This window comes from Erwinia sp. HR93, assembly GCF_034555055.1.
In the GTDB taxonomy this organism is placed as follows: domain Bacteria; phylum Pseudomonadota; class Gammaproteobacteria; order Enterobacterales; family Enterobacteriaceae; genus Apirhabdus; species Apirhabdus apintestini.
This window is the reverse complement of record NZ_JAXUDP010000001.1, coordinates 2,479,699-2,502,380: the sequence shown is the minus strand read 5'-3', so window position 1 is coordinate 2,502,380 and position 22,682 is coordinate 2,479,699. Positions and strand designations below refer to the sequence as shown.

The following is a 22,682-nucleotide window of genomic DNA, read 5'->3' as shown; positions in this document are numbered from 1 at the left end:
AACATAATATACAGTTATTCCATTCCGGGTTAATCATTCGCATCCTGGCCCAATAACAATTAACACTTTTATTCACAATACATATAGATTAAATCATTCCCTTATAATAGCAACCATTACATGATAGATATTATCAAATCAATTATATGGATAAATAATAAATCGAAAAAAATAATTAAACGCTTCTGTAAAAAATAAAAGCCGCACCAAATTCACGGCGCGACTTTTATTTACCAAATAACTCTGTTAGCCAATAGTTATCAGTTATAGTGATAAAATAATAGCAATAATTAGTTACCCAGCACTTTATTAACCAGACCGCCGATAATAGGCAGATGGCTAAGCGTATTTTCAATCATACCGCCAATCTGGCCGCCTGCGGCCTTGCCAATTTGCTCACCCAGCGTTGGGAACAGAGAGCCAATAGAGATGGTTCCCAGTCCTGGAATCTTGATGCTTAGCGAATTGCTAACTACTTCATAGCCCAGATCACCTAATTTACCGCCAATAGCAGCCAGGCCATTTTGAATCCAGCCAGCGCCTGCAACATATTCCATTTCTACTAAAGTCAGCTCTTTCATTTCCGTATCTCCATGCTACTAATAATGTTTTTTAATTAAAAAGCATTAGTTTTTATGATAATTAACCAAAGAATAAAACACCATTGATAATAACTTCATAGCCAATATCATTATAGAAATTATAACTTTCAATTATCCCCTGGATTAAGATTCTTACGGTCTTCACCGCAGTGAGCACGACAGAATAGTTAATATCATCCTTCGTGGCTGCAAGGAAATAATATCAGTCAGATAAGAAAATTCAACTCTATGAAGATATAATCAATGACTTTATTAGCAAACCATAAAACAGACACGCATTATTTACTAACTCTTCATCAATTATGATATAGCGGATTAATATTACTAAACAGCTGCATCCGAAAAGAGCCCCTGACATTACCGATTTTAATATTCATAAGTATCCATGCATAATGTTTAACCTCGCTGGCATACAGGACACCAATAGAATGGCCGGGAGGAAACCAGTTTCTTCTCAATCAATGCAGCGCAGCGCTCACAGGGTTTTCCTTCCCGATGAAAAACATGAAATTGAAACAGAGCACCATGATGGCGGCTCTCATTCGGCTGACCGCGCGTTTGATAGGAAAGGCGAGGAATATCCAGGCAGGCTCGCGCCAGCTCATCTATTTGCCGCCCGGTGAGATCTACCGGTCGTAATTCTGGCGCCAGCCTGGCATGCCATAAAATTTCCACCCGCAGATAGTTTCCCAACCCGGCTAAAAAAGCCTGATCCAGCAATAATCCCCCCAGGCTGCGACGACAAAAGCGTGGCGATAATAATCGTGCCGTGACCTGCTCTACCGTCAATGACAGGTCTAAAACGTCCGGACCAACCCGCTTCAGAAACGGATGCTGTGCCAGTCCAGGCGCGTCCAGCATCTCGATATCAGAAGCGCTATACAGTGAAATTGCGCGATCCGCTGCAGCTAGCCTAACCCGTAAACTGCGCCGGGCATCCGGCTTTTCATCCGCAGAGGTAACGCGCCAGACACCATAAAGCTGATTGTGGCTATAGAGCGTCAGCCCCCCGGAAAAATGCGTCAACAGCGCTTTTCCCCGTGTTTCAATACGGCTAATGTGCTGACCAATAAGCAATAGCTGGTATGGATGCAATCGAGGGAAAGCAAACCAAACGTCTGTCAGCGTTTTACCAAGCATAGCCTGCTCCAGGCTATCTGCTGCACGGCGTATTTCCGGGCCTTCAGGCATAATTAGCTCCTAAAATAAAACGTTATATACGGCCCGACTCGCTCTGCCTGCGCCAGAGCACACTGAATCGTATCTTTAAGCCATTTAATTTTAATGCGCCAAAAATTGGCTTATAACAGGCGCAGAGTTATTAGGCAGGATTTGGAATGTCGACAAAAGTCACTGTGAGATCGGAAACTTCTGCTAACCATTCCCCCAGCGCCCGTACGCCGCCACGCTCGGTTGCATGGTGGCCCGCTGCGTAGAAATGTAATCCCTGCTCGCGGGCCGAGTGGATGGTTTGTTCAGATACTTCGCCAGTAATAAAGGCGTCAACGCCAAAACGCGCGGCCGCATCGATAAATCCTTGCCCACCGCCGGTGCACCAGGCCACGCGATTTACAACGGCGGGGCCAGTTTCGCCGCTCCATAGAGGTTTGCGACCAAGGCGTGCCTCAATCCATGACGCTAACTCCAGCCCGGATACCGGTATGTTCATCTCCCCCCACCACAGCAAAGGTTCAATTTCGCCCATAGCCGTAAAGCCAAGCAGCGCGGCGAGCTGCGCATTATTACCTAACTCCGTATGCGCATCTAACGGCAAATGCCAGCCGTACAAATTAATATCGTGTCCGAGAAGCGCTTTTAAGCGATTCCGCTTCATACCGCGGATCAGCGGCGACTCATTTTTCCAGAAATAGCCGTGATGAACGATAATCGCATCGGCCTGCAGACGAATGGCTTCGTCAATCAGCGCCTGACTTGCCGTAACGCCCGTTACAACATGATAAATATTGGTTTTCCCCTCAACCTGTAGCCCGTTAGGGGCATAATCGCTGAACCCTGCGCTATTTAATTTTTCATTAATAAGAATTTCAAGTTCGCTATTTTTCATTACGTTGAGTCCTTTTTCGAGCGCGTTGCCATGCGGCAAGCGTTAACTCTCGCTGTTGCCGGTGATCGACTATCGGGCCAGGATAATCAAGCGTCTTATTGTGCTGCCTGGCCCATTCGTGAGGAGCGTGAAGCGCGTTATCGGGTATCTCATTAAGCTCCGGGATCCAGCGTCGAATAAAGTCGCCTTTGGCATCAAATTTTTGCCCCTGAGTTGTTGGGTTAAAAATACGAAACCAGGGCTGGGCATCTGTTCCGGTAGAAGCGGCCCATTGCCAGCCACCGTTATTGGACGCAAAATCTCCATCAGCCAATTGTGAAATAAAATAGCGCTCTCCTTCTCGCCAGTCGATGCGTAAATCTTTTACCAAAAAACTGGCTACAATCATACGCAAACGATTATGCATCCAGCCGAGGGTATTTAGCTGACGCATAGCGGCATCCACAATGGGGAAACCGGTCATTCCCTGCTGCCAGGCTTTTAACCCGCCAGGGTCGTGCCGCCAGGAAATAGACTTAGTCCAGCCTAACAGCGGCTCTCCACGACATATTTCAGGATGCGCGACCATCGTATGTCGATAGAAGTCCCGCCATAATAGCTCTTTCAGCCACACGAAGCCTTCGCCGCCGCTCAGTGCGTCGGGGTATTTTGCCAACAGTTGCCAAAGACACTGGCGCGGCGAAAGAGCCCCAATTGACAACCAGGGTGAAAGTAAACTTGTACCTCGGATAGCAGGGAAATCTCTATAGTCATCGTATTTAACCACATCTTCCTGACAAAACGCCTTCAGGCGCTTCAATGCTTCCTCCTCGCCTGGAGGAAATAACTCTCGGTCGAGCGCCGTAACAGGGTAGGTAAATCGAGGCGTGTGGGTTATTGGTATGCCATCGCCCCGCGGATTTGGCACAGCGGCACAGGCGGGAATATCCTCCTGTAAGCGACGCAGGCAGGCTCGGCTAAACGGGGTGAATACTTTATACATGCTGCCATTACCGGTAGTCACGCTACCGGGAGCTAAAATAACTCCATCATCAAACCCCTGGCAAATCACGTCCTTTCCCAGAGCCTTCTCTACGGCCGCATCTCGATGTAGTTCATTTAGCGCATATTGGTAATGATAAAAAAGCTCATTAACTTGATGGTTACGGCAAAAGTCTTGCAGAAATGGAATGCAGGCGGCGTAATCACTGACCTCTTCAATAAAAAAGGGTATCCCCATTTCTGCAAGGGAAGCGGCCAGTAACTTAACATGCTCGCGAATGAACCAGGCCTGACGCGGTGCCATTGTATGCTGGCACCATTGTTCGGGGGTTACCAGGAAAAGTGCGATAACGCGCGCATTTTTATCCCGACAGGCGCTGGCAAGCGCATTGTTATCGTGGATACGTAAATCCTGCCGGAACCATACCAGGCGCGTAGCAGCCATATTATGACTCCAATAATTTCTTCAAAGTGGGCGGTAATGGCTGAAAATAGCGCTGCTGTGCCAGATAATCATTTGGGAATAATGTCAGGTAGTCCATCAGTAACGCCATTGGCGCATCGCGTTCTACCTCCGCACAGCGATAAGCTTCAATACATTGAGTCAAATCACGTTTCTGACTCTCGCTGAGATGTGGCCGAAAATACCCCTGCACGTGCATTAATGCATTGGTGTGATTACGGCGCGTCGCCGGTTGTGACAGCAGGAGCATGAGCCGTTGTCGATAATCGTAAAAGAATGCCTGCAGATCGCAACAGATGTTCAGCGTCGCGACGAAACGCCCCAATTCTCGGTATAAAGGCTGCGAATGCGCTAATAACAGCACTTTATAGCGGCTATGAAACGCGACAAGCGCTCCGCGACTTAACCCACTGCGATACAGTTGCAGCAATTCATGTAATGCGCCGACGCGAATAGCCGTATTTTCATCCAAAGTTAGCGTTTTCAGCACCGGCAACCAGGGGAATTTTTCCTGAATCTCCGAGAGGAAACCTGGCTGCTGACTAATCACGCCACACAACTCATCGGCATTGAGGGAGAGCGAGGCTGTCGATAGAGGGATAAATCTTAAATGTTTCTCGATGCCGGTAACTGCTACCGACGTTGCATCATCTATGCCAAATGTTATTGGGGAATCCATTACACCTCCAGAGTTTGCTCTTTAAGTGTAGACAGTGAACGATGCGTTGAAGCAGCTAATGGCCAATTCTAGTAAGCTGTTTACTATTACCGATGTTAGCAGATGAAACGTGTAGACTTGGGCTTGGATATTTTTAGAGTCAATATGAAGCAATTAACCCAAAGGTAGCTTTTTATAGTAATTAACCGGGATACGAAACGGGTGGGCTAGCAACTGGCACCGCTGCAATGAGGGAGAAACGGTGCCATACCGACAGGAGACGCTTTAAAAGAAAATACCCGCAGCCTGTTCTGACTCTTGTAACCATACCGGCTGTTCGCTAGTTTTTGACCATACGCGGTGCAAATAGCTGTAAAAGCGCGCCCGATCTTTCCAGAAAAGCATAACTGGTAGAGCGATAATGCCAGCTACAACGGCAAATATACGGCGCAGTATTATCAGATATAGCGGAAATTTTTTATAAATAGCCATTTTTTCTCCCATGCAAAATAGTTACGCAATAATGAAATTATCTGTGTTTTATAATACGCCCGCGAACAAAAAAATACTACTCATCCGACCAGAATTACGCGTATTTGATGCAAACTGATGCTCTTAATGGCCACATGTTAATACCTTGTTTTATTATTGTTTAATAATTGATTATATAAAGATAATTTAGTGATCTTGGCTAATCATACGTCACATTCGCTCTGCGCCCCTGATAAATGCGCTCGTATTTTCCTTAATACTCTTTTTGTTTTTTCAGGTTTTTTACACATTCGATGTCACACCTCTTATCAAAACAAAAATTTGCCTGAAAAAAGTAATAACCATCAGAAAACAGTGTATGAATATCACCAGGGGAATATGTAATAGCCTGCCAGAATATAACCCCGGCTTAATATAATGCTATTGATAGTACACCTTGCATTACTTCATTGTTATAATGGCGAAAATTAGTGGTAGTGCTTAACCCCCGAATATTATGTAACGGTAACTTCGTTATCTTTACGTCTCTGGTATTTTACGTAAGGACATGATTACAGATGCTAAGGTTGGCGGTAGTTTCTAAATGGTGGGTATAGAGATAAGGTTCTGACGCCCTCATTTGGCTGGTACCTGGTATTATTAATCCGACCGTATTTTAACGCATGCAAAACATAAATCACACAAGTCGCCAGTCAATATGCAAGATAAAAAGACTCACTTAACGTCTGGTCCTCACTTCATCGCAGGATCAATAGCCGAAATATTTAACAGGAAATAAATAATTATGCTAAAATTTCTTAATGTTAGCTATGGCGAGCTAAGCGAAATTCAATCAGAAGAGCTATATCAACTGAGAAAAAAAACGTTCTACGATCGCTTAAACTGGGAAGTTTCATGTCAGCATGAAATGGAAATTGATGAGTTTGATACGCCAGATGCCCGATATATTCTCGGTATTCTAAATGGCGATATTATCTGTAGCGTGCGTTTCCTGCAGTTAGCTAAGCCAAATATGATAACGCACACATTTAATAAAAACTTTTCAGACGTTCCCCTACCCGCAGAAGGCGTTGAAACCAGCCGTTTTTTTGTCGATAAGCACCGGGCTAAAGCCTACCTTGGCGATAAGTACCCAATCAGCAATGCTCTTTTGCTATCTATGATTAATTATGCCAGAAGTGAAAATCTTGCCGGTATTTATACTATCGTCAGCCGTGCGATGGTGACCATACTCAAAAGATCGGGGTGGCCAATTAAAATTCTTAAAGAATCACGTTTGAAAGCAGATGAATTTATTTATTTGCTGTATTTACCTACTGATACCAACAGTCAGAACATCATGGCACGTAAGGTTGCCGGCGTTCTTGATGCTTCGCCTGAAGAGCTTTCAAGTTGGCCGATGCACGTTCCTCTTATGCAGGATTTGGTGTTATAAGCCCCATTTCTACGCCCAGCCGGATAGCCTGCCGGGCGTTATTTACGCCTAGCTTATTAACTAAATTTCCCATATGAAATTTCACCGTTCTTACGGAAATACCATATATCGTACCAATCTCTGAGTACGTTTTCCCCATACTCGCCCAATAAAGGATCTGATTCTCTCTCTCAGTGAACATAGGAGCGCCAACGCCATCCGACGAGGTACGACCGGAACGGTGCCTCTGCGCTTTTATCATTTTGTTCATATGCTCATAAATTTCGATAAGCGCCATTTGTAAATTGGCCTTTTCGTTTTCAATGATATCTTCAACGGCTTCGTCTTTGTCGCTTTTAATAATAAAAGACAGCAAGGCAACATTATCTCTACAGTCATGCAACACAAACGTAAAGCCATTCAAAATATTATATTCCCGCGATACGGAAAAAATCTTTGAAAAACTAATTTCATTCGTCAGCGTTATATTTTCATCCCATGAGAAGGGCGCCGTACGCTTAAACGCAACCAGAACGACAGGATCAATATGCTGAAAGTGATTTTCCAGATACATATTCACCCATTCTTTAGGGTAGCTGGAGATGATTAGAATTTTTGATGGATTTTTTTTGTTAACGACGGTATAGGCATATTCGGGGGAACCGAAGCGCTTCAACTTCCGCTCAATATAATTTCTGAGTACAACGGTCAAAGACGGATTCTTCTGGAATGTAGAGTACATCTGCTCTCCTTTCTCTCTGCTTTTCCCATCCTGGCAGGGCTGCCTGTACTTTAGCACAGGTCACGAGTGCACTTTAGTACATTTTATGTTTATGGGTATTAAGGTACCTTATCGCCTGTTCTTTAAGGACAATTAAATATCTGGCCAAAGAGCCAGTCTTTGAATGTTTTTTGCCAGCACCAGGGAAATTTACGTTACACCAGGAAATTAAATAATAATTATACTGTAGTCTTCAAATGTGGCCAGGCAGTACATGCTGTTTACATGTCCTGTTCTCTGGCCCTTATTTGATTTGTTCTATGAAGTCATCTTTCTGTTGTCTAATCCCTTGCCACAGTGAAAAGATAATGTTGACTCAGGAACGTCAATATAAGTCTAAGTCAGCGGAGCGAAATGATTATCCACTGATACCCTACAAATTAGCCTGCTTATTTTAATTTGCCGTAACTTACCCTAATGGCCGTCTGGTTAAAGTGGGACATTTCACAAAATAGCGATTAACCGGTTGATATCTGATTCCAGCCCCACGTTCACCCTCTACGCCACCAAAATGAAGCGTCGGGAATGTTCTAATTTGCTATCATCACCAGAACGCACATAACAGCGTAAACCTGCTGCACGTTCTTCCGGAATTAACAGCTTATCCCTGACATTTTCTTATGAATACTTAAGGCAGCCTGGAGCTGCTTAATAATGGCCTAAATTCCGCCTGAAAGCTCCTTTTATTAAAGTCACAGTATGGGAAGTAACGTGCAAAATGCACAGCATGACTATCTTATATAAAGATCTCTACTACTTATAAAAAAACCACCCTCAAATAATGAGGATGGTTTTCCTTGAAAGGGAATAATTATCAATTAGCCCGCATTTTTCAGAACTTCACTTACAATCTCGACGGCTTCTTTTTCAATCCGCAAACGATGCTCATCGCCAAGGAAACTTTCACAGTAGATTTTATAAGCGTCTTCGGTGCCAGATGGACGCGCAGCGAACCACCCATTTGCAGTCATTACCTTAAGCCCGCCAATCGCCGCATTATTCCCCGGCGCGGCCGTCAAACGCGCAGTAATTTCATCGCCAGCAAGAGTATTGGCGCTCACCATCTCCGGAGACAGTTTAGATAGCGCCGCTTTTTGCGCTGAGGTTGCAGATGCCTGCAGGCGGTTATAGCTTGGTGCACCAAAGCGCTGCGCCAGCTCATCATAAAGCTGTTGCGGATTTTTACCTGTCACAGCAGTAATTTCAGCCGCCAGTAAGCACATAATGATGCCATCTTTATCCGTCGACCAGGGCGTCCCATCAAAACGCAGGAATGAAGCCCCCGCGCTCTCTTCCCCGCCAAAGCCCAAACTGCCTTCATGCAAACCATCGACGAACCATTTAAAACCCACGGGTACTTCCACCAGCTTACGCCCTAACTCATTAACTACCCTATCAATCATGGCGGAAGATACCAGCGTCTTACCTACTGCAACATCACTTCTCCACTGAGGGCGATGCTGGAATAAATAATTAATGGCTACCGCCAAATAGTGGTTTGGATTCATCAATCCGGCTGGTGTGACAATACCGTGCCTGTCGTAATCAGGGTCATTGGCAAAAGCCAAATCAAAACGATCGCGCAGCGCAAGCAACCCCGCCATCGCGCATTCGGATGAGCAATCCATTCGGATAGCACCGTCTTTATCCAAATGCATAAAGCGGAAAGTTTGATCTATCTGATCGTTAACAATTGTGAGATTAAGCTGATAGTGCTCGGCAATACGCTGCCAGTATGCAATTCCTGAGCCACCGAGCGGGTCAACCCCCAGCTTAAGCCCGGCGTTTTGAATAGCTGGCATGTCGATTATCGTCGCTAACCCTTCTACAAATGGCTGAATCAGGTCGACTTCATGCACATTACCACTGTGCATCGCCTGCGCCAGTGAAATGCGTTTTACATCTTTTAGCTTCGATGCCAGCAGTGCATTTGCACGATCTTCAATGACTTTCGTGACATTAGTATCCGCAGGCCCGCCATTCGGCGGATTGTATTTAATGCCGCCGTCTTCAGGAGGATTGTGTGAAGGCGTAATTACGATGCCATCGGCCAGCTTCTGATGTTTACGATTGTATTCAAGGATAGCGTTGGATATTGCGGGCGTGGGCGTATAACCATTGTCCTGCTGCACAATAACCTCGACGCCGTTAGCACTTAATACTTCCAGCACGGAGATAAACGCAGGCTCTGATAACGCATGGGTGTCTTTCCCAACGTAGCACGGCCCATCGATACCATTCTTACTACGATATTCGGCGATAGCCTGCGCGATAGCCAAAATATGAGGCTCATTAAAGCTATGCCGTGCCGCACTGCCTCTGTGGCCAGATGTACCGAACTTGACCGCATGTTCAGCATTTTCAATTTCTGGTTTTAATACATAATACTGCGCCGTTAACTGCGCGACGTTGATCAAATCACTCTGTTGCGCAGGCTGCCCTGCACGATTGTGTTTCGCCATTGCCTTATCCTTCTGACGCAAAATTAGATAGTGCCGCAAACTTTCTCAGTTAATTCTGCAGGAAACTGCATCGACTGCATAATGTGTTCAATCATGCCACGTTTACGGTGCGTATTAGTGTTGGTGATTACCCAATAAGGGGTTCCCGGTACCTGCTTCGGCTTCGTGTGATGGCCGCTTTGCTGCAAAGTTTGTTCATCGCCCGCAAAATAAATGCGGGTTCGCCCATGCAGCGATTCCGCCGCCTCAGCGAACATTGACGCATTAAGTGTATAGAGTGTGGAAAGCACCAACATGAAGCGATTAACGGCTCTCTTCTGTTCCGCGTACTCATCAGAAAGCAAAAGTTCGCGCACTGCGCGCACACGTTCACGCCCATTTTTCACAGCGCTACTACGCTTTTCATGCTCAGGCTCACAGGCGCCTTCAGGCGTCTCTGTTGGCAAAGGGGAAGTCATCGCGGGAGCCTGGACGGTGACGGAAAGTTTAAGCATACGCCGTAAAATATCAGACGCGCTCTCGCCAATATGCAACGTATGGCTGGCAATATAGCGATACAATTCGTCATCTACTTCAATCGTTTTCATCTTAATCCAGTGCAATATCATCTTTCTGAAGACAAGTCGTTGGGATTATAAAGTTAAATCGCAACGTCGAATAGCGCTCCACCAGGGAAGCGGCAAAAGTCAGAATTAACTGTCCTCTTGCCGCCGCGCAGCAGAATAGAGAACATAATACCCTAACCCGAGGCACTCAAAAAAAGAACTTTGCCATGAAACTTAATGCTCGCCTGCAAACTGCGCAATCCCCCTATTCATTAACGCCGCTGGTTCTTATCCATGGGCTTTTCGGCAGTTTGGATAACCTCGGCATGCTTGCCAGAGATTTAAGTCACACCCGGACAGTGCTGCAAATCGACTTACGCAACCACGGCGAGTCTCTACACAGTGATGAGATGAACTACGCGCTAATGGCAAAAGATGTGCTGGAAACGCTGGATGCGTATCATCTGCAATCAGTCATACCCATCGGCCATTCGATGGGGGGAAAAGTAGCAATGAAGCTTAGTAGCCTGGCCCCTCAGCGTGTCCCTCGCATGGGTATCATTGATATCGCACCAGTCGTTTATTCAACCCGACATCACGATACTATTTTCAAGTCAATTCAGTCCGTTAATGATGCCAGAGTAACGACACGTCAGGCCGCAGCGGAAATCATGCGCCATGACATTAAAGAAGAAGGCGTCATTCAATTTTTACTCAAATCATTTATCGATGGGCGCTGGCGTTTTAATGTCCCGGCGTTATGGCATCATTACAATGAGATAATTGGCTGGGAAACGCTCACACCTCAGCGGATTCCTACACTTTTTATACGCGGCGCCAATTCGCCGTATATACAAGAAAGCTACCGCGAGGCTATTTTGTCCCAATTCCCGGTGGCTCAGGCGCACGTTATCGCAGGCGCAGGCCATTGGGTTCACGCAGAAAAGCCCGAGGCAGTTTTACGGGTGCTGCATCGCTTTCTCGATTCTGATTAAAAACACATCGACTAAGCCTGCGAGTGCCCGAACGCATTGGCGCGCCAGAAGCCACTGATGTATGATGGCGCGCTGTAATACACCCAAGCACACGCTCTCGTAGCCTGTTCCCCTGTTACAACAAATCATGGCCAAAGAACAAACGGACCGCACCACGCTCGATCTGTTCTCGGACGAACGCCGTCCGGGTCGACCGAAAACAAACCCGCTATCACGCGATGAGCAATTGCGTATCAACAAACGCAACCAGCTTAAACGCGATAAAGTGCGTGGGTTAAAACGCGTTGAGCTTAAACTCAACGCCGAGGCTGTGGATGCGCTTAATGATTTAGCGCAGGCCCGAAACATCAGCCGTAGCGAGCTTATTGAAGAAATGCTGTTAGCCCAGCTACAGCACCTTCCGCAATAGCCTCCGCCGCTCATTGCGAATGTTGCATACTGTGCACCCAGTCAGCGTTAGCTGTTTTCGCCCCACGGCAGCTTCTGCTATGATTGCCTCATCTGTGGGCTTTTAACAGCCACCATACCTTATCCGTATCAAGAGGTTATTTTATCCATGGCAACCGTAGGCATTTTTTTTGGCAGCGACACCGGTAACACTGAAAATATCGCAAAGATTATCCAAAAGCAGCTCGGTAAAGATATCGCCGAAGTACACGACATTGCGAAAAGCAGCAAAGAGGATCTGGAGGCGTTTGATATATTGCTTCTTGGCATCCCTACCTGGTACTACGGTGAAGCTCAATGTGATTGGGATGACTTCTTCCCAAGTCTTGAAGAAATAGACTTCAACGGTAAGCTTGTTGCGCTATTTGGCTGCGGCGATCAGGAAGACTATGCGGAGTATTTCTGCGACGCGCTGGGAACTATCCGGGATATCATTGAACCCAATGGCGCGACTATCGTCGGCCACTGGCCAACCGAAGGTTATCACTTCGAGGCTTCAAAAGGGTTATTCGATGACTCTCATTTTCTGGGCCTGGCAATTGATGAAGACCGCCAACCCGAACTTACCGGCGAGCGCGTTGATAAGTGGGTAAAACAAATCGTCAGTGAGCTTAACCTTACGGATATCGCCGGCGCATAACAACCCGTCTGTCGGTGCGCCCTGCGCGCCGACTTTGAGCGATTGATAGATATCATCAATACAAATAATCGCTACATTTTTTTAACTTTATCCCACGAAGCTGTACAATGGCCCCTGCTTATTCGGGCTGTGTCGTTCATCCAATGCTATCACCGCTGTTTCCTGGTGTGTTTTTACCGGATGGCCGCAGTTTCCATTTAGTAACGTCGGCTCTATAATGAGACGCATTCATTATTGGGTAAATGCTATGCAAAGCTTCCTCACCTGAGGAAGTAAGTCATTAAGTAACAGGACATATTCCGCATGACTGACAATAATACCGCATTAAAAAAAGCAGGGCTGAAGGTCACGCTTCCCCGATTAAAAATTCTGGAAGTGCTACAGGGACCTGAAAACCATCATGTCAGCGCGGAAGACTTATATAAACGCCTGATCGATATGGGCGAAGAAATTGGGCTAGCCACCGTCTACCGCGTACTTAATCAATTCGATGACGCAGGTATTGTCACCCGCCACAATTTTGAAGGCGGCAAATCAGTCTTTGAACTCACCCAACAGCAGCATCACGATCATTTGATCTGTCTGGACTGCGGCAAAGTCATTGAATTCAGCGATGACTCAATTGAAGCCCGTCAGCGGGAAATTGCTCAACGTCATAATATTCGGCTGACTAACCACAGCCTTTATCTATACGGCCACTGTGCCGAAGGCGATTGCCGGGAAGATGACAGTGCTCACGATAACAACGCGTGACATGGATTATGCCGGGGTCTTCCCCCGGTACGTTTGTTTCTAACTCACCGCACGATAAGCAATCCCGCCGTCACATTTACTATTCCCCTCCAGCATATCCAGTCTGCCCAATAAAATTCCTGGCCCAAAAAAAAGCGCCGCAATCGCGACGCCTCTATCAATTGCCAGGAAATAGGCATTAAGCACCTATTTTGGCCCAAGTATCACGCAGCCCAACTGTGCGGTTAAATACCAGCTTATCGGCACTGGCGTAACGGCTGTCGAGACAAAAATATCCCTCTCGCTCAAACTGTAGCGCTCTTCCGGCTTCCGCTGTTTTCAAACTCGGCTCGGCATATCCCTGGCGAATAACCAATGATTCAGGATTAATCGTTGCCAGAAAATCGTCCGCAGCAGCAGGGTTAGGCACGCTGAATAGACGATCGTATAGACGAAATTCAACGGGTAAAGCATGCCCGGCACTCACCCAATGAATAACGCCCTTCACTTTGCGCCCGTCGGCAGGATCTTTGCTCAGTGTCTGCGGATCGTAAGTACAGCGAATCAGCGTGATATTTCCCTCTGCGTCTTTTTCTATGCTCTCCGCTTTAATCACATACGCATTACGTAACCGCACCTCTTTACCCATGACCAGGCGTTTGTATTGCTTATTCGCTTCTTCACGAAAATCAGCGCGATCGATCCAGATTTCGCCGCTAAAAGGAACCTCGCGGGCGCCCATTTCAGGATTATTAGGATGATTGGGCATAGATAGCATTTCAGCGCTGCCCTGCGGGTAATTTTCTATGACCAATTTTACCGGATCGATAACGGCCATAGCGCGCGGCGCATGTTCATTAAGATCGTCTCGAATACAGGATTCCAGCGCGGCCATTTCCACGTTGTTATCCTGCTTCGTCACACCGATACGCTTACAAAACTCACGAATCGCTGCAGCGGTATAGCCACGGCGGCGCAGCCCGGAGATAGTTGGCATGCGAGGATCATCCCAGCCTTCAACGACGCCGTCGGTAACCAATAAATTCAGCTTACGCTTCGACATCACGGTGTATTCAAGATTCAGACGCGAAAATTCATACTGGCGCGGATGAAGCGGAATAGAAATATTGTCCAACACCCAGTCATAAAGCCGACGGTTGTCCTGAAACTCCAGCGTACAAAGCGAGTGTGTAATCCCTTCGATAGCATCGGAAATACAGTGAGTGAAATCGTACATGGGATAAATGCACCATTTTTTACCCGTTTGATGGTGCTCTGCAAATTTCACGCGGTACAAGACCGGATCGCGCATGATAATAAACGGTGAAGCCATATCGATTTTCGCACGCAGACACGCTGCGCCTTCAGCAAATTCACCGCTGCGCATTTTTTCAAACAGGACGAGGTTCTCTTCAACGCCACGCTCGCGATAAGGGCTATTCTTACCCGGCTCAGTCAGCGTACCGCGATATTCACGGATCTGTTCAGGCGACAATTCATCAACGTAGGCCAGCCCTTTATTAATCAACTCCAGCGCATACTGATACAGTTGATCAAAATAATCAGATGAATAGTGAATATCACCGGCCCAGTGGAACCCCAGCCATTCAACGTCATACTTAATAGAATCGACGAATTCAATATCTTCTTTCGCCGGGTTAGTATCGTCAAAACGCAGATTACACTGCCCCTGATAATCCTGAGCAATACCAAAATTCAGGCAAATAGATTTCGCGTGCCCAATATGTAAATAGCCATTTGGCTCAGGAGGAAAGCGCGTATGCACCGCGCTATGTTTGCCACTTTTCAGATCTTCATCGATAATCTGACGAATAAAGTTTGTTGGGCGGGCTTCTGCCTCACTCATCTTTCATACCTCAAAGCATTTAATCTGGTTATCCCCGCATGTTCTTACAACCCGCGTCCAGAAACAACCTTTAGTTATTCAAAAGCCGGCGATTAACGATAAGTTATCTGATTCCTGCTTAATAAACCAAATAACCTGTGGTTTCTGTACCGAATATACTTATATCTGGATAGTGGGCTTCTCGTTCGCATTACCAAACCGGCATCTAACCTGACAAGACGACTAACCGATTTTGTGCTTCTAATAAGACTCATTCATTTTTTACCACCCTGTTTTAGCAGTGAAAATCCGCCTTCATAGAAGGCGGCATTGCTTTGATACCCCAGTGGGGCATACCAAATTCCTTAAAAAAGTCTCTGCCAGTCTTGTGAGATTTAAATCCCAAAACAACAAGGCAGAGCCGAAACCTGTTGATGACCGCGTTCACAGGACGTGGCTTTCAGTTGGCAATAAAAAACGGCGGAGATTATCTCCGCCGCTGGCTATCGCTTTTAACAAAAAACGTTTATTTACTTTTTATTTCATATAGCGCCGTCGTACCCGCGGTTACCGGCCCGCTGGCGACTATCGATATTCCACCAAAATCATCAACATTACTGCACACTACCGGGCTTATCATAGAGCGGGCGTGGGCATTGAGAAAATCGAGGTCCATTTCCAGTACCGGCTGACCCGCACTGACCTGCGCACCTTCTTCAACTAACCGCGTAAAGCCTTTCCCGTCGAGGGCGACAGTATCAATTCCCATGTGCACCACGATTTCAGCGCCTTCATTGGTTTCGAGGCAAAATGCATGGTTGGTATTGAATATCTTAACAATCGTTCCTGCCGCCGGGGAAACCACCCTTTTCTCAATCGGCTTGATGGCAACGCCATCACCAACCGCTTTACTGGCGAACGCCTCATCGGGCACATCTTCCAGCGCAATAATATCGCCAGTAACGGGAGAAACTAAGGTGACAACGACGCTACCGGAAGTATCAGGCGCGACCTGAGTTTGTGAAGGCGTACTTACCGGTGCCGTAGGCGCACTACCGGACGGCGCGGCGTCAACATGGCCGGTCGTCTTCATCGCATTTGCTATCTTCTCAGCAACAAAACCCACGATAATTTGTACGCTGGTTTTGTTCAAACGAATCACGCCGCTTGCGCCAAGCCGTTTCGCCAGCGCATCGTTCACCAGCGCCGAATCCTTAACATTCAGGCGCAGTCGGGTAATGCAGGCGTCGATCCCGGTTAAGTTATCAGAGCCCCCAATCGCAGCAATATATTGGCGCGCCAGCGTACTGGCATCCTGCTCGCCGCCGGAACTCACATTTTTATCCTCTCCGTCTGCTTCACTGCCCGCAACTGCCAGCTCGCGCCCCGGCGTCATCATATTGAATTTGATAATTGCGAAACGGAACACCACATAATAGATGACAAAGAACACCAGTCCTTGCGGAATGAGCATATACCAGTGCGTCGCAAGCGGGTTACGCGTTGACAGAAAGAGGTCAACTAAACCAGCGCTAAAGCCAAAACCGGCAATCCAGTGCATGCTTGCCGCAATAAATACGGAGATCCCGGTTAAAAACGCGTGAATCACATAGAGCGCAGGCGCCACGAACATAAAGGAGAATTCCAGCGGTTCGGTAATGCCGGTAAAGAAGGCGGCAAAAGCCCCCGCCATCATAATTCCCAGAACCTTCGCTTTATTCTCCGGGCGCGCACAGCGATAAATGGCCAGCGCAGCCCCCGGTAACCCAAACATCATAATGGGGAAAAAGCCTGCCTGATAGCGACCGGTAATACCCACCGTTGCTTTACCAGCGGCAATAGACTGACCGCCCCCGAGGAAATTCGGGATATCGTTAATACCGGCGACATCGAACCAGAACACGGAATTCAATGCGTGATGCAAGCCCACCGGAATCAGTAAGCGGTTAAAGAAAGCGTAAATACCCGCACCGATAGAACCCATTTTCTGGATATATTCACCAAAATGTACCAAACCATCAAAAATGATCGGCCATATGTACATCAGGATGAAAGCGACCACAATCATGACAAACGAGGTCAGGATTGGCACTAAACGGCGGCCACTAAAAAAGGAAAGCGCTTTTGGCAGTTCAACGCCGCTAAAGCGGTTGTAAAGCTCTGCAGAAATAATCCCCACCAGAATGCCAACGAACTGGTTATTAATTTTGCCAAACGCTGCAGGCACTGCTTCTGGTGGAAGTTTCTGAATCATCGAAACCGCCGCCGGCGAACAAAGCGTAGTCAATACTAAAAAGCCTACAAAACCGGTCAGTGCGGCTGCACCGTCTTTATCCTTAGACATGCCGTACGCTACGCCAATAGCAAAGAGCACGGACATATTATCGATTATCGCTGACCCTGATTTAATAAAAAACGCCGCCAGGGCATTGTCACCTCCCCAGCCAACGGGGTCGATCCAATAACCGACGCCCATTAAGATAGCGGCTGCTGGCAGCGTTGCCACTGGCACCATGAGTGCGCGACCAACGCGCTGTAAATAACCTAAAATGCTCACTTTATTCCCCCTATGAGACCCCGAAATGCAGAGAGTCGTAGCACTATTTTTATTGTATGACCCGGTAAATTCCGAGTAGTGACCGTATTACACCACGCAGTGAGTGTGTGGAAAATTAATTCGTATCGCAAATTAAATGGCTATCTTTTGTGATTTCAGTCACCAAATATCGCCCGAAAAACCTTAACCCACTGGCTATCATTAAAAACTTATTTTATCATTCAAAAAATCATGACGGATGGTGCACTTAACGCATTCATATGCGTTAATCTTAAGCAGTAAAAAATGCAATCCGCCAGCCGCTTTTAAACTAAAAATTGATGAGGTGTATAATGAGACTGATACCCCTGACAACGGCTCAGCAGGTCGGAAAATGGGCTGCTCGCCATATTGTTAATCGTATTAATGCATTTCAACCGACCGCAGATCGTCCTTTTGTACTGGGTTTACCTACTGGTGGCACCCCGCTTGAAGCCTATAAAGCCTTGGTAGAAATGTATAAAGCCGGTGAAATCAGTTTTAAACATGTAGTGACATTCAATATGGATGAATATGTTGGTCTGCCAAAAGAGCATCCGGAAAGCTATCATAGCTTTATGCATCGCAACTTCTTCGACCACGTAGATATCCCAAGTGAAAACATAAATCTCCTAAATGGAAACGCGCCAGATATCGATGCCGAATGTCGCCAATATGAGGAAAAAATCCGCGCCTACGGTAAAATTCACCTGTTCATGGGCGGCGTTGGTAACGACGGTCACATTGCCTTCAATGAACCCGCATCTTCGCTGGCATCACGTACACGCATTAAAACGCTGACTCACGATACCCGCGTGGCTAACTCCCGCTTCTTTGACGGGGATGTTAACCAGGTACCTAAATACGCACTGACCGTCGGTGTAGGCACGCTTTTAGATGCTGAAGAAGTTATGATTCTGGTACTCGGCCACGTTAAAGCGCAGGCGCTGCAGGCGGCCGTCGAAGGCAATGTCAATCATATGTGGACAATAAGCTGTCTGCAGCTTCATCCCAAAGCAGTAATTGTGTGCGATGAACCATCCACGATGGAACTAAAAGTCAAAACGTTAAAATATTTTAACGAGCTGGAAGCTGAAAACATCAAAAACCTGTAAGCAGGTTTAACCCGGGAGAATTTTATGTACGCTTTAACCCACGGCCGCATCTACACCGGTTTCGATGTTCTGGACGGTCATGCAATTATCATTAATGAAGGTCATATTGCGCGTATTTGCCCGCTGGCTGAGCTGCCATCCGACATCGAACAACGCGACGTGGGCGGCGGCATTATTGCCCCGGGTTTTATTGACGTACAGCTTAACGGCTGCGGTGGCGTTCAGTTCAACGACACCGCCGATGCCGTTTCTGTCAATACGCTGGAAATCATGCAAAAAGCCAATGAAAAGGCGGGCTGTACCAGCTTTCTGCCTACGCTCATTACCTGCAGTGATGAATTAATGATGCAGGGCGTGCGCGTGATGCGGGACTATCTCCGCACTCATCATAATCAGGCGCTGGGTTTACATCTGGAAGGACCGTGGATAAGCCTCGTTAAAAAAGGCACCCATAATCCGAAATTTATCCGCAAACCAGAAGCGAAACTGGTGGATTTTCTGTGTGAAAACGCGGATGTAATTACAAAAATCACGCTGGCACCAGAAGAAGTTGACGCAGAAATCATCCGTAAACTGGTTGCTGCCGGCATTATCGTCTCTGCTGGTCACTCAAACGCAACGCTGGCGCAGGCTAAGGCCGGCTTCCGCGCAGGCGCTTCTTTCGCTACGCATCTGTACAATGCAATGCCCTATATCAGCGGGCGCGAACCTGGGCTGGCTGGCGCCATCTTTGATGAACCTGATGTGTACTGCGGCGTTATCGCCGACGGGCTCCACGTCGATTTCGCAAATGTGCGTAACGCTAAACGCCTCAAAGGCGAAAAGCTATGCCTGGTTACCGATGCGACGGCGCCCGCAGGTGCAAATATTGATCGGTTCATTTTTGCCGGTAAAACAATATACTACCGCGATGGACTCTGCGTGGATGAAAATGGAACGCTCAGCGGCTCTTCTCTCACCATGATTGAAGGCGTTCGCAACCTGGTCGAGCACGTGCATATCTCACTGGACGAGGCGCTACGTATGGCATCGCTGTATCCAGCCCGAGCCATGGGCGTCGCTGACAGGCTCGGTACGCTTGAGGCAGGTAAAGTCGCGAACCTGACTGCATTCACGCACGATTATCACATCACTAAGACCATCGTTAACGGTAACGAGGTCGTAACCGGATAACAAGTAATGACGACTGGCGGACTGGCTCAAATTGGTAATGTCGATCTGGTAAAACAGTTAAATAGCGCTGCAGTCTATCGCCTTATCGACCAATTGGGTCCAATATCGCGGATCCAAATTGCTGAACAAAGCCAGTTGGCTCCCGCCAGCGTCACAAAAATTACTCGCCAGCTTATTGAGCGAGGTTTGATCAAAGATGTCGATCAGCAGGCCTCTACGGGTGGGCGGCGCGCGATATCAATCGTTACCGAAACCCGAGCCTTCCAGGCAATTGGTGTCAGGCTGGGTCGATACGATGCTACGCTGACACTTTTCGACTTAAGCGCGCGAGCGCTGGCGGAGCAGCACTATCCTCTTCCTCAACGTAACCAGCAGGCGCTTGAGCAAGCGCTCCTTGGCGCTATAGAAGATTTTATCCACCATTCTCAAAGAAAAATTAGAGAGCTACTGGCCATTTCCGTCATTCTCCCGGGTCTGGTTGATCCTGAAAATGGCGTGGTGCGCTATATGCCGCATATTGAGATTCAGGATTGGGGGTTGGTTACCGCGCTGGAAGAGCGCTTTAACCTGACCTGCTACGTGGGCCATGATATTCGCAGTCTGGCACTGGCCGAACACTATTTTGGCGCAACCCAGGATAGCGAGGATTCAATATTAATCCGCGTGCATCGCGGCACCGGCGCAGGTATTCTTTCCGGCGGCCAGATTTTCATTGGCCGCAATGGCAACGTCGGTGAAATAGGCCATATTCAAGTTGATCCCTTAGGAGAACGCTGCCACTGCGGCAACTTCGGCTGCCTGGAAACCATTGCCGCCAACGCCGCTATCGAACAGCGCGTGCGTTTACTACTTGAGCAGGGCTATCAAAGCCGCCTTTCACTTGATGCCTGTACAATTCAATCTATCTGTAAAGCTGCCAACAAAGGCGATGTTCTGGCAACAGAAGTTATTGAACACGTAGGCCGCCATCTTGGTAAAGCTATTGCCATCGCGATTAATTTATTTAACCCGCAAAAAGTGGCAATAGCCGGTGAAATTACCGCCGCACAAAAAGTTTTACTACCGGCGATAGCAGGCTGTATTAATGCTCAGGCGCTGGAAGCGTTCCGTCGCCATCTCCCCGTGGTATGCTCCCGGCTTGACGATCGTTCTGCCATTGGTGCTTTTGCATTAGTTAAACGCGCCATGCTGAATGGCTCCTTATTACAGAGGCTATTAGGCGATTAATCGTCAAAAAGACAGATACGATTTCTCCGGCTGCAGGCGAAACGAAATTTATTGCATGTAATTAGCGGTATCGCTGTCAAAAGTAAGGCCATCCATCGCCTCCAGGAAAATAGCTGCGGTAAATGTCTGTTTACTCATACTAAAACGGTGCCATTCGATACAGGCCCCCACCTGCAATCAAAGCCTGCGTTTACGCTGAAAACCCTGTAACATCAGCCTATCGTTAATGTTCGAAGTGTGTAATGCCAGAATAAATCAACCGGGCAAAGTATTGATTACTTTTACCCTATTCGTATTAGCTGTGGAACAGGGGTGCGAGACGTCCTCTACTAAAAACAATATTCCTATTGTCTTAATTCTGTATTTCAGGGCACATAGTGCACAACCGGGCAGATGGTAAATAAACGATGCCAGTGGCCCTATTCGGATGCGCATTTTTGCTGAATATTACAGCAAGCTGTTCGCAAGCTGGTCAAACGAGCAGGAATCCCTTAATTTCGTCAAAAAAGGTGTTGACGCTGCCAGGTCCAATACGCATAATGCGCCCCGCAACGCCGATAAGGTAACGCAAAAGATGGCTACGTAGCTCAGTTGGTTAGAGCACATCACTCATAATGATGGGGTCACAGGTTCGAATCCCGTCGTAGCCACCACAATGCGGGAGTGGCGAAATTGGTAGACGCACCAGATTTAGGTTCTGGCGCCGCAAGGTGTGCGAGTTCAAGTCTCGCCTCCCGCACCATTTTAGCGTTGTTACGGGTGGGGTATCGCCAAGCGGTAAGGCACCGGTTTTTGATACCGGCATTCCCTGGTTCGAATCCAGGTACCCCAGCCATTTTTTTTATAGCAGCTGCGGCTGTTAATCGCTGAAAAGTCAGTTAGTAATCAGCGGTAAAGCTCTCTTGGGGTGTCGCCAAGCGGTAAGGCACTGGATTCTGATTCCAGCATTCCGGGGTTCGAATCCCTGCACCCCAGCCACTATTAGATGTACATCGTTAAGAAATCTTTGGCTACGTAGCTCAGTTGGTTAGAGCACATCACTCATAATGATGGGGTCACAGGTTCGAATCCCGTCGTAGCCACCATATTTGTGAAATTGCAATTTACACAGTACATCTGTGGTAAGCAGGCGCCATTAGCATTGCATATTGGAAAGTAAATTATTGTTACTTTTCAATTAATAGAGACACTATTGGGGTGTCGCCAAGCGGTAAGGCACTGGATTCTGATTCCAGCATTCCGGGGTTCGAATCCCTGCACCCCAGCCAATTTAATATAATAGTTAATAAGACACCGTTGGGGTGTCGCCAAGCGGTAAGGCACTGGATTCTGATTCCAGCATTCCGGGGTTCGAATCCCTGCACCCCAGCCAACTTATAAAAAGGCCTGCTAAATAAGCAGGCCTTTTTGCTATCAGGATTCATCTACGCATTCGTTCATATCAAAGCCCCAGCGCCCTTCGTAAAATA

Annotated in this window: 19 protein-coding genes and 7 tRNA genes; 15 read left to right on the top strand and 11 right to left on the bottom strand. The window is 47.3% G+C overall.

The window, feature by feature from the left end; all coding sequences use genetic code 11:
* Positions 1-290 precede the first annotated feature (290 nt).
* The 6 genes from SFA31_RS11635 to SFA31_RS11610 form a co-directional block, all read right to left on the bottom strand.
* The gene (locus tag SFA31_RS11635; RefSeq protein ID WP_322838120.1) at positions 291-581 is read right to left on the bottom strand and encodes a hypothetical protein; all 291 of its coding nucleotides are present in this window, start codon (positions 579-581) and stop codon (positions 291-293) included.
* Between the two features lie 417 nt (positions 582-998).
* The gene (gene nei, locus SFA31_RS11630; RefSeq protein ID WP_322838119.1) at positions 999-1,793 is read right to left on the bottom strand and encodes an endonuclease VIII; all 795 of its coding nucleotides are present in this window, start codon (positions 1,791-1,793) and stop codon (positions 999-1,001) included.
* A gap of 130 nt (positions 1,794-1,923) precedes the next feature.
* On the bottom strand, positions 1,924-2,667 hold the full coding sequence (locus SFA31_RS11625; RefSeq protein ID WP_322838118.1) for a type 2 GTP cyclohydrolase I: 744 nt from the start codon (positions 2,665-2,667) through the stop codon (positions 1,924-1,926).
* Positions 2,657-4,093 carry a deoxyribodipyrimidine photo-lyase gene (phrB, locus tag SFA31_RS11620; protein ID WP_322838117.1) on the bottom strand — a complete coding sequence of 479 codons (1,437 nt, stop codon included), beginning with the start codon at positions 4,091-4,093 and terminating at the stop codon, positions 2,657-2,659. The genes SFA31_RS11625 and phrB overlap by 11 nt, the downstream gene beginning before the upstream one ends.
* 1 nt (position 4,094) lies before the next feature.
* Positions 4,095-4,790, bottom strand: coding sequence for a YbgA family protein (locus SFA31_RS11615; protein WP_322838116.1), 696 nt, complete (start codon positions 4,788-4,790; stop codon positions 4,095-4,097).
* A 264-nt stretch (positions 4,791-5,054) separates the two neighbouring features.
* Positions 5,055-5,261 (bottom strand): YbfA family protein, encoded by a 207-nt coding sequence (locus tag SFA31_RS11610; protein WP_322839357.1) that lies wholly within the window; start codon positions 5,259-5,261, stop codon positions 5,055-5,057.
* A 784-nt stretch (positions 5,262-6,045) separates the two neighbouring features.
* Between SFA31_RS11610 and SFA31_RS11605 the strand changes: the two genes are divergently transcribed.
* Positions 6,046-6,696 (top strand): acyl-homoserine-lactone synthase, encoded by a 651-nt coding sequence (locus SFA31_RS11605; protein WP_322838115.1) that lies wholly within the window; start codon positions 6,046-6,048, stop codon positions 6,694-6,696.
* On the opposite strand, the gene SFA31_RS11600 is transcribed toward SFA31_RS11605, so the two are convergent.
* The 3 genes from SFA31_RS11600 to seqA form a co-directional block, all read right to left on the bottom strand.
* On the bottom strand, positions 6,674-7,417 hold the full coding sequence (locus SFA31_RS11600) for a LuxR family transcriptional regulator (protein ID WP_322838114.1): 744 nt from the start codon (positions 7,415-7,417) through the stop codon (positions 6,674-6,676). The two genes, SFA31_RS11605 and SFA31_RS11600, sit on opposite strands and share 23 nt — an antisense overlap.
* 857 nt (positions 7,418-8,274) lie before the next feature.
* Positions 8,275-9,918 (bottom strand): phosphoglucomutase (alpha-D-glucose-1,6-bisphosphate-dependent), encoded by a 1,644-nt coding sequence (gene pgm / locus SFA31_RS11595; RefSeq protein ID WP_322838113.1) that lies wholly within the window; start codon positions 9,916-9,918, stop codon positions 8,275-8,277.
* A gap of 23 nt (positions 9,919-9,941) precedes the next feature.
* Entirely contained in the window at positions 9,942-10,505 is a 564-nt protein-coding gene (seqA, locus tag SFA31_RS11590; protein ID WP_322838112.1) for a replication initiation negative regulator SeqA, read from the bottom strand.
* A 185-nt stretch (positions 10,506-10,690) separates the two neighbouring features.
* Between seqA and ybfF the strand changes: the two genes are divergently transcribed.
* From ybfF to fur, 4 genes are all read left to right on the top strand, one after another.
* Positions 10,691-11,458 carry an esterase gene (gene ybfF, locus SFA31_RS11585; protein WP_322838111.1) on the top strand — a complete coding sequence of 256 codons (768 nt, stop codon included), beginning with the start codon at positions 10,691-10,693 and terminating at the stop codon, positions 11,456-11,458.
* A gap of 127 nt (positions 11,459-11,585) precedes the next feature.
* The gene (ybfE, locus tag SFA31_RS11580; protein ID WP_322838110.1) at positions 11,586-11,867 is read left to right on the top strand and encodes a LexA regulated protein; all 282 of its coding nucleotides are present in this window, start codon (positions 11,586-11,588) and stop codon (positions 11,865-11,867) included.
* Positions 11,868-12,014: 147 nt separating this feature from the next.
* On the top strand, positions 12,015-12,545 hold the full coding sequence (gene fldA, locus SFA31_RS11575; RefSeq protein ID WP_322838109.1) for a flavodoxin FldA: 531 nt from the start codon (positions 12,015-12,017) through the stop codon (positions 12,543-12,545).
* Between the two features lie 303 nt (positions 12,546-12,848).
* Entirely contained in the window at positions 12,849-13,298 is a 450-nt protein-coding gene (gene fur / locus SFA31_RS11570) for a ferric iron uptake transcriptional regulator (RefSeq protein WP_322838108.1), read from the top strand.
* A 178-nt stretch (positions 13,299-13,476) separates the two neighbouring features.
* Here fur and glnS read toward each other — a convergent pair whose 3' ends face one another.
* Positions 13,477-15,144, bottom strand: coding sequence for a glutamine--tRNA ligase (glnS, locus tag SFA31_RS11565; RefSeq protein WP_322838107.1), 1,668 nt, complete (start codon positions 15,142-15,144; stop codon positions 13,477-13,479).
* A gap of 505 nt (positions 15,145-15,649) precedes the next feature.
* Positions 15,650-17,680: an N-acetylglucosamine-specific PTS transporter subunit IIBC gene (nagE, locus tag SFA31_RS11560; RefSeq protein WP_322838106.1), complete on the bottom strand. Its 2,031-nt coding sequence runs from the start codon at positions 17,678-17,680 to the stop codon at positions 15,650-15,652.
* Positions 17,681-18,012: 332 nt separating this feature from the next.
* On the opposite strand from nagE, the gene nagB reads away from it, so the two are divergent.
* The 10 genes from nagB to SFA31_RS11510 all read left to right on the top strand — a co-directional run bounded on the left by nagB (position 18,013) and on the right by SFA31_RS11510 (position 22,585).
* Positions 18,013-18,813, top strand: a complete 801-nt coding sequence (nagB, locus tag SFA31_RS11555; protein WP_322838105.1) for a glucosamine-6-phosphate deaminase — start codon at positions 18,013-18,015, stop codon at positions 18,811-18,813.
* 24 nt (positions 18,814-18,837) lie between these two features.
* Positions 18,838-19,986, top strand: a complete 1,149-nt coding sequence (gene nagA, locus SFA31_RS11550) for an N-acetylglucosamine-6-phosphate deacetylase (RefSeq protein WP_322838104.1) — start codon at positions 18,838-18,840, stop codon at positions 19,984-19,986.
* 6 nt (positions 19,987-19,992) lie between these two features.
* Positions 19,993-21,213: a DNA-binding transcriptional regulator NagC gene (gene nagC, locus SFA31_RS11545; RefSeq protein ID WP_322838103.1), complete on the top strand. Its 1,221-nt coding sequence runs from the start codon at positions 19,993-19,995 to the stop codon at positions 21,211-21,213.
* A gap of 576 nt (positions 21,214-21,789) precedes the next feature.
* Positions 21,790-21,866: transfer RNA gene (locus SFA31_RS11540), tRNA-Met, on the top strand.
* 4 nt (positions 21,867-21,870) lie between these two features.
* A tRNA-Leu gene (locus SFA31_RS11535) sits at positions 21,871-21,955 on the top strand.
* Between the two features lie 18 nt (positions 21,956-21,973).
* Positions 21,974-22,048: transfer RNA gene (locus tag SFA31_RS11530), tRNA-Gln, on the top strand.
* A gap of 68 nt (positions 22,049-22,116) precedes the next feature.
* Positions 22,117-22,191: transfer RNA gene (locus tag SFA31_RS11525), tRNA-Gln, on the top strand.
* Positions 22,192-22,221: 30 nt separating this feature from the next.
* A tRNA-Met gene (locus SFA31_RS11520) sits at positions 22,222-22,298 on the top strand.
* A gap of 108 nt (positions 22,299-22,406) precedes the next feature.
* Positions 22,407-22,481, top strand: a tRNA-Gln gene (locus tag SFA31_RS11515).
* Between the two features lie 29 nt (positions 22,482-22,510).
* A tRNA-Gln gene (locus tag SFA31_RS11510) sits at positions 22,511-22,585 on the top strand.
* Positions 22,586-22,682: the final 97 nt, after the last annotated feature.

Bases quoted from the DNA above. Each gene is read 5' to 3' on its own strand.
- nagA (WP_322838104.1), top strand. From the start codon at position 18,838: ATGTACGCTTTAACCCACGGCCGCATCTACACCGGTTTCGATGTTCTG.
- nei (WP_322838119.1), bottom strand. From the start codon at position 1,793: ATGCCTGAAGGCCCGGAAATACGCCGTGCAGCAGATAGCCTGGAGCAG.
- nagB (WP_322838105.1), top strand. From the start codon at position 18,013: ATGAGACTGATACCCCTGACAACGGCTCAGCAGGTCGGAAAATGGGCT.
- SFA31_RS11610 (WP_322839357.1), bottom strand. From the start codon at position 5,261: ATGGCTATTTATAAAAAATTTCCGCTATATCTGATAATACTGCGCCGT.
- pgm (WP_322838113.1), bottom strand. From the start codon at position 9,918: ATGGCGAAACACAATCGTGCAGGGCAGCCTGCGCAACAGAGTGATTTG.
- glnS (WP_322838107.1), bottom strand. From the start codon at position 15,144: ATGAGTGAGGCAGAAGCCCGCCCAACAAACTTTATTCGTCAGATTATC.
- SFA31_RS11600 (WP_322838114.1), bottom strand. From the start codon at position 7,417: ATGTACTCTACATTCCAGAAGAATCCGTCTTTGACCGTTGTACTCAGA.
- seqA (WP_322838112.1), bottom strand. From the start codon at position 10,505: ATGAAAACGATTGAAGTAGATGACGAATTGTATCGCTATATTGCCAGC.
- fldA (WP_322838109.1), top strand. From the start codon at position 12,015: ATGGCAACCGTAGGCATTTTTTTTGGCAGCGACACCGGTAACACTGAA.
- SFA31_RS11615 (WP_322838116.1), bottom strand. From the start codon at position 4,790: ATGGATTCCCCAATAACATTTGGCATAGATGATGCAACGTCGGTAGCA.
- SFA31_RS11625 (WP_322838118.1), bottom strand. From the start codon at position 2,667: ATGAAAAATAGCGAACTTGAAATTCTTATTAATGAAAAATTAAATAGC.
- ybfE (WP_322838110.1), top strand. From the start codon at position 11,586: ATGGCCAAAGAACAAACGGACCGCACCACGCTCGATCTGTTCTCGGAC.
- fur (WP_322838108.1), top strand. From the start codon at position 12,849: ATGACTGACAATAATACCGCATTAAAAAAAGCAGGGCTGAAGGTCACG.
- SFA31_RS11635 (WP_322838120.1), bottom strand. From the start codon at position 581: ATGAAAGAGCTGACTTTAGTAGAAATGGAATATGTTGCAGGCGCTGGC.
- ybfF (WP_322838111.1), top strand. From the start codon at position 10,691: ATGAAACTTAATGCTCGCCTGCAAACTGCGCAATCCCCCTATTCATTA.
- SFA31_RS11605 (WP_322838115.1), top strand. From the start codon at position 6,046: ATGCTAAAATTTCTTAATGTTAGCTATGGCGAGCTAAGCGAAATTCAA.
- phrB (WP_322838117.1), bottom strand. From the start codon at position 4,093: ATGGCTGCTACGCGCCTGGTATGGTTCCGGCAGGATTTACGTATCCAC.
- nagC (WP_322838103.1), top strand. From the start codon at position 19,993: ATGACGACTGGCGGACTGGCTCAAATTGGTAATGTCGATCTGGTAAAA.